Raw genomic sequence first — 6,039 nt, 5'->3', positions numbered from 1 at the left:
CACGAACTGCCGCGGCAGCTGGTTCAGCGTGGGTCGCATCAACTACAGCATGCGCGACAGCCGCGTCACCGACTCCATCCTCGGCCTCGAGTACGACGCCGGCTGCTGGATCGGCCGCGTGGTGGCCGAGCGGCTGTCCACCGGGCGCAGCGAGGCCACCACGCGGCTGCTGCTGCAACTCGAGCTGGTCGGTCTCTCGCGGCTCGGCTCCAACCCGCTCCAGGTGTTGAAGGACAATATCCCCGGCTACCGGCTGCTGCGCGACGAGCGCAACCCGCCGGCGGCGACGACCTATGACTGATGTGCTGACCCGCTTCCGACCGCTGCTGCTGGCCGCCGCGCTGGCCCTGACCGCCCCGCTCCTGCAGGCGCAGGGGCGGGCCGCCGTCCGCAACGGCGACTTCATCGTCGCGGTCGTGAACCAGGAACTGGTGACGGCCTCCGAGCTCGACACCCGCCTGGCACGGGTGCGCCAGGAGGCCGCGCGCGGCCGCGCCTCGCTGCCGCCCGAGGACGAGCTGCGCCGCCAGGTGCTGGACACGCTGATCGACGAGCGGGTCCAGCTCACCTATGCGCGCGAGAACGGCCCGCGCGTGGACGAGGCCGAGGTCGACCGCGCCGTGGTCAACGTCGCGGTGCAGAACCAGCTCACGCCGGCACAGCTGCGCGAGCGACTGCGCCGCGAGGGCGTCGACTACGGCCGCTTCCGCAACAACGTGCGCGACCAGCTCGTGACCGAGCGGGTGCGCGAGCGCGAGGTGATCGCGCGCATCCGCGTCACCGACGCGGAGGTCGACGCCTTCCTCGACAAGCGGCGCGCCGAGTCCGGCAACGCGACCGAGTACAACATCGGGCAGATCCTGGTCAGCGTGCGCGAGGGGGCCGACGCGGCCGAGGTGGCGCAGCGCCGCGCCCGGGCCGACGCGGCGATGGCCCGCGTGCGCAACGGCGAGGCCTTCGAGGCGGTGGCGCGCGAGCTCTCCGAGGACCCGAACCGCCAGCAGGGCGGCACGCTCGGCATGCGACCGGCGGACCGGCTGCCCGACGTGTTCGTCGAGGCGGTGCGCGGGCTGAAGGTCGGCGAGACCGCGCCGGCCCTGCTGCGCACCGGCGCCGGCTTCCACCTGCTCAAGCTGGTGGACAAGCGCGAGGCCGATGCCTTCCGCGTGCCGCAGACCCGCGTGCGCCACATCCTGCTGCGCGTGTCGCCGCAGCTCAGCCAGGAGGCCGCACAGCGGCGCCTGTCCGAGTTCAAGCGCCGCCTCGAGGCCGGCAGTGCCAGCTTCGAGGCGCTGGCACGCGAGAACTCCGAGGACGGCAGCGCGCCGCAGGGCGGCGACCTCGGCTGGGCCGCGCCCGGTACCTTCGTGCCCGAGTTCGAGCAGGCGATGAACGCGCTGCCGGTCGGCGGCCTGTCCGACCCGGTGGTCTCGCGCTTCGGCGTGCACCTGCTGCAGGTGGTCGACCGGCGCCAGATCACGATGGACGTCAAGCAGCAGCGCGACATGGCGCGCAATGCCTTGCGCGAGCAGAAGTTCGACGACGCCTACGCCGAGTGGCTGGCGGACCTGCGCGCGCGCGCCTACGTCGAGATCCGCGAGGCTCCTTGAGCCATACCGCGCGCAAGCGCTTCGGGCAGCACTTTCTGGTCGACGACGGCGTGATCGCCGCCATCGTGCGGGCGATCGACCCGCGCCCCGGCGAGGCGATCGTCGAGATCGGTCCCGGCCTGGGCGCGCTGACGCAGCCGTTGCTGGAGCGCTGCGGTGCGCTGACCGTGGTCGAACTCGACCGCGACCTGGCCGCGCGGCTGCGCAAGCGAGCCGGGCTGGAGGTGGTCGAGGCGGACGTGCTGACGGTCGACTTCGCCACGCTGGCGCAGCGCCTCGCGCGGCCGCTGCGCGTGGTGGGCAACCTGCCCTACAACATCTCGACGCCGATCCTGTTCCACCTGCTCGGCGCGGTGGACCGGGTGGCCGACCAGCACTTCATGCTGCAGAAGGAGGTGGTCGAGCGCATGGTCGCCGGCCCCGGCGGCAAGGACTTCGGGCGCCTGACGGTGATGCTGCAGTGGCGCTACGAGATCGAGCCGGTGCTCGACGTGCCGCCCGAGGCCTTCGACCCGCCGCCGCGGGTCGATTCGGCGGTGGTGCGCATGACGCCGCTGCGCGAGGTGCCGGCGGTGGATGCGGCGCGCCTGTCGGAGATCGTCACGGTGGCGTTCTCGCAGCGCCGCAAGCTGCTGCGCCACACGCTCGGGCGCTGGCTCGAGCAGCACGGCCAGGGCGCCGGCTTCGACCTGCAGCGGCGCGCCGAGGAGGTGCCGGTGGCGGAGTACGTGGCGCTGGCCGCGCCAACGAAAACGGCGGCCTGAGCAGGCCGCCGTCCGGGTCGACAAGACGCCGCGCTCAGGCGGCGTTGAGCCACATCGCGGTGTCGAAGGCGCTGCTCATCATCGGCATGTTCATGCCGAAGTTGGGGTTGCCGGCGCTCTTGGCGCTCGGCTTCGCCGGCTTGTCCGCAACGCTGTTCTGGGCCGTTTCCGTCGCCCGCTCCCATGACCCGATTTCCTGGGAGCGGGCTACTGAAAAGAATAGAAGCACCTGAAGGGTATTCGTCGTTCGGCCCAGAAGTCGGCCGCGTCGCGGAACACGTCGAGCAGCTGCTCGCGCGCCTCGCGGTCGAAGCGCGGGTTGTCGGGCAGCTGCTCCAGCACGACCACGAAGCCCGGCTGCGTGCCGGCCTTGTGGACCAGATCGGTCATGCAGTCGTACAGCGCGTCCAGGTTCTTGCCGAAATGCGCCGGGAACAGGAAGGCCTGGGCGATCGCCTCCAGCACCTCCTGCTTGGACTGCGCATTGCTCAGGTTGGCGTAGAGGAAGTGCTGCCCCGCCGCCTGGGCGGCGTCGAGCAGGTCTTCCGGGCGGTAGGCACGTATCGACTGGACGATGTTGGGACGGACTGTCTGCAAGAGCATGGTCACGATCCTCCTCGAATCACAAGAACAATCTTCTGCTGCCGCTCAATCCACGATGAGCCGGAAGCTCGCGTAGTGGTCGGCGGTGTAGTAACAGGCATCCGGGGACTTCGGCCGCTCGCCGCCGCAGACGATGCGGCGCGCGCCACGGTCGGACGATCCCGGGGTCGGCACGGTGTACTCGCGGTAGTAGCCGCGCCGGCGGTCCGGCAGCAGGCTCTCGCGGTTGCCGAACACCGAGCCGTCCTTCTGGTACGGGAACGGGCCGCCGGCGTGGATCGCCCGATACGTCCTCACGCCTTCGGGCGGCAGTTCCAGCAGCAGGATCTTCGCTCTCGGGCCTTCGCGGGCCAACGTATCGCCCGGCATGAGCAGCGCGCCGAGCAGGCTGGCGCCGGCCACCACCGCCGCCAAGCCCGCCGCCCGAACGGCCCGGAGTGCCTGGAAACGCCCCTGGAAACGCACCTGCGAGCCGGCCGACCGGCCACACGTCGGAAGTGACGCCCGGTGAGTCGAAGACACGGGAAATCCCTGAATCCTGAAAACCCGGCATGGTACCGAATCGGGCCGCAAACCTCAAGCCGCTGCCTCAAAATGGGGCAGGATCACAGGAAAGTCAGTGTGTGCAAACTGTCACGAAAAGCCCTGAAATCGTGACTATCGAGCCACGTTAGTTCGGCCAGCTCAGCCGGTGACAAGGCGTCACCGCACTGCAGCATGGCCGTTCGAAAATTACGGACATCAACGGCCCGCGTTGGCGTCGGCCACGGTCAGCGCGGTCATGTTGACGATGCGCCGCACGGTGGCCGAGGCGGTCAGCACGTGCACCGGCTTGGCGGCACCCAGCAGCACCGGGCCGATCGCGATGCCACCGCCGGCCGCCGTCTTGAGCAGGTTGTAGGCGATGTTGGCCGCGTCGATGTTGGGCAGCACCAGCAGGTTGGCGTCGCCGCTGAGCGTGCCGTGGGGCATCAACTGTGCGCGTGCGGCGCCGTCCAGCGCCATGTCGCCGTGCATCTCGCCGTCCACCTCCAGCCAGGGCGCCTGGGCCTTCAGCAACGCCAGCGTGCGGCGCATCTTCACCGCGCTCGGGTGGTCGCTGGTGCCGAAGTTGGAGTGCGACAGCAGCGCCGCCTTGGGCTGCACGCCGAAGCGCAGCATCTCCTCGGCCGCCATCACGGTGATCTCGGCCAGTTCCTCGGCGCTCGGGTCGGCGTTGACATGGGTGTCGACCAGGAACACCTGGCGGCCCGGCAGCATCAGGCCGTTCATGCAGGCATAGACCTGCACGTCCTGCGGCGTGCTCGGGCTGCCGCCGGCGCGCTTGCCGATCACCTGGTCGATGTAGTGCAGGTGCGCGGCCGTGGTGCCCCAGGTGCCGCACAGCATGCCGTCGACCTCGCCCTTCTCGAGCAGCATCGCGCCGATCAGCGTCAGGCGGCGCCGCATCTCGATCTTGGCCACCTGCACCGTGATGCCCTTGCGCTCGGTGAGGCGGTGGTAGGTCTGCCAGAAGTCGCGGTAGCGGTGGTCCTGTTCGACGTTGACCACGTCGTAGTCCAGCCCTTCCTTCAGGCGCAGGCCGAACTTCTCGCAGCGTGCCGCGATCACCGCCGGCCGGCCGATCAGCGTGGGCCGGGCCAGGCCCTCGTCGACCACCACCTGCACCGCGCGCAGCACGCGCTCCTCCTCGCCCTCGGCGTAGGCGACGCGCTTGGCCGTGGCGCGCTTGGCGATGTTGAAGATCGGCCGCATGATCTGGCCGGACGCGTAGACGAAGCCCTGCAGCTTCTCCCGGTAGGCGTCGAAGTCCCGGATCGGCCGCTGCGCGACGCCGGAGTCGGCCGCGGCCTTGGCCACCGCCGGGGCGATCTTCATCATCAGGCGCGGGTCGAAGGGCTTGGGGATCACGTACTCGGGCCCGAAGCTCAGGTTCGCACCGACGTAGGCCGCCGCGACCACCTCGCTCTGCTCGGCCTGGGCCAGCTCGGCGATGGCGTGCACCGCGGCGATCTCCATCTCGTCGGTGATGGTCGTCGCGCCGGAGTCCAGCGCGCCGCGGAAGATGTACGGGAAGCACAGGACGTTGTTGACCTGGTTCGGGTAGTCCGTGCGGCCGGTGGCGATGATCGCGTCGTCGCGCACCGCCTTCACGTCCTCCGGCATGATCTCCGGGTTCGGGTTGGCGAGCGCGAAGATCAGCGGGCTCTTGGCCATGGTCGCGACCATCTCCTTCTTGAGCACGCCGCCGGCCGACAGGCCGAGGAACACGTCGGCGCCCTGCATCACCTCGGCCAGCGTGCGCAGGCTGGTCTTCTGCGCGAACTGGGCCTTGTCCTCGTCCATCAGCTCCTTGCGGCCTTCGTAGACCACGCCGGCCAGGTCGGTCACCCAGATGTTCTCGCGCGGCAGGCCGAGCTTGACCAGCAGCGACAGGCAGGCCAGTGCCGCCGCGCCGGCGCCCGAGGCCACCAGCTTGACCTTCTTGATGTCCTTGCCGTTGACCTTCAGGCCGTTGAGCAGTGCCGCGCCGACCACGATCGCGGTGCCGTGCTGGTCGTCGTGGAAGACCGGGATCTTCATGCGCGCGCGCAGCGCCCGCTCGACGTAGAAGCAGTCCGGCGCCTTGATGTCCTCGAGGTTGATGCCGCCGAAGGTCGGCTCGAGCGCGGCGATGTGGTCGATCAGCTTGTCGAGGTTCTTCTCGTCGAGCTCGATGTCGAACACGTCGATGCCGGCGAACTTCTTGAACAGCACGCCCTTGCCTTCCATCACCGGCTTGGCCGCCAGCGGGCCGATGTCGCCCAGCCCCAGCACCGCGGTGCCGTTGGTGATCACGGCCACCAGGTTGCCGCGCGAGGTGTAGCGGAACGCATTGGCCGGGTCGGCGACGATCTCCTCGCAGGCCGCCGCCACCCCGGGCGAGTAGGCGAGCGCCAGGTCGCGCTGGTTGACGAGCTGCTTGGTCGCGGCGATGGCCACCTTGCCGGGGGTCGGGAACTCGTGGTATTCGAGGGCGGCCTTGCGCAGCAGGGCGCGCTTGTCGTCGGCGGTGGACATGG

Annotated in this window: 6 protein-coding genes and 1 pseudogene; 4 read left to right on the top strand and 3 right to left on the bottom strand. The window is 69.9% G+C overall.

Going from position 1 to position 6,039, the window contains the following annotated elements:
- From D9C15_RS33300 to D9C15_RS02275, 4 genes and pseudogenes are all read left to right on the top strand, one after another.
- Window positions 1-301, top strand: a pseudogene (locus D9C15_RS33300) (LPS-assembly protein LptD); the annotation flags it as partial.
- Complete coding sequence (locus D9C15_RS02285; protein WP_127995794.1) at window positions 294-1,610, top strand: peptidylprolyl isomerase; 1,317 nt, start codon at window positions 294-296, stop codon at window positions 1,608-1,610. The pseudogene D9C15_RS33300 and the gene D9C15_RS02285, both read left to right, overlap by 8 nt.
- Window positions 1,607-2,374, top strand: a complete 768-nt coding sequence (gene rsmA / locus D9C15_RS02280; RefSeq protein WP_127995793.1) for a 16S rRNA (adenine(1518)-N(6)/adenine(1519)-N(6))-dimethyltransferase RsmA — start codon at window positions 1,607-1,609, stop codon at window positions 2,372-2,374. Before D9C15_RS02285 ends, rsmA begins: the two co-directional genes overlap by 4 nt.
- 44 nt (window positions 2,375-2,418) lie before the next feature.
- On the top strand, window positions 2,419-2,607 hold the full coding sequence (locus D9C15_RS02275; RefSeq protein WP_127995792.1) for a hypothetical protein: 189 nt from the start codon (window positions 2,419-2,421) through the stop codon (window positions 2,605-2,607).
- On the opposite strand, the gene D9C15_RS02270 is transcribed toward D9C15_RS02275, so the two are convergent.
- The 3 genes from D9C15_RS02270 to D9C15_RS02260 form a co-directional block, all read right to left on the bottom strand.
- Window positions 2,582-2,977: a barstar family protein gene (locus tag D9C15_RS02270; protein WP_112188683.1), complete on the bottom strand. Its 396-nt coding sequence runs from the start codon at window positions 2,975-2,977 to the stop codon at window positions 2,582-2,584. The genes D9C15_RS02275 and D9C15_RS02270 overlap by 26 nt on opposite strands.
- A gap of 45 nt (window positions 2,978-3,022) precedes the next feature.
- Window positions 3,023-3,364, bottom strand: coding sequence for a guanyl-specific ribonuclease (locus D9C15_RS02265; RefSeq protein ID WP_375138744.1), 342 nt, complete (start codon window positions 3,362-3,364; stop codon window positions 3,023-3,025).
- Window positions 3,365-3,718: 354 nt separating this feature from the next.
- Window positions 3,719-6,037: an NADP-dependent malic enzyme gene (locus D9C15_RS02260; RefSeq protein ID WP_127995791.1), complete on the bottom strand. Its 2,319-nt coding sequence runs from the start codon at window positions 6,035-6,037 to the stop codon at window positions 3,719-3,721.
- Between the last annotated feature and the right edge of the window lie 2 nt (window positions 6,038-6,039).

Origin of the sequence: Piscinibacter defluvii (assembly GCF_004011805.1) — a bacterium.
Classification (GTDB): Bacteria; Pseudomonadota; Gammaproteobacteria; order Burkholderiales; family Burkholderiaceae_C; genus Piscinibacter; species Piscinibacter defluvii.
The sequence above is the reverse complement of the archived record's forward strand: the minus strand, read 5'-3'. Positions and strand labels throughout refer to the sequence as shown.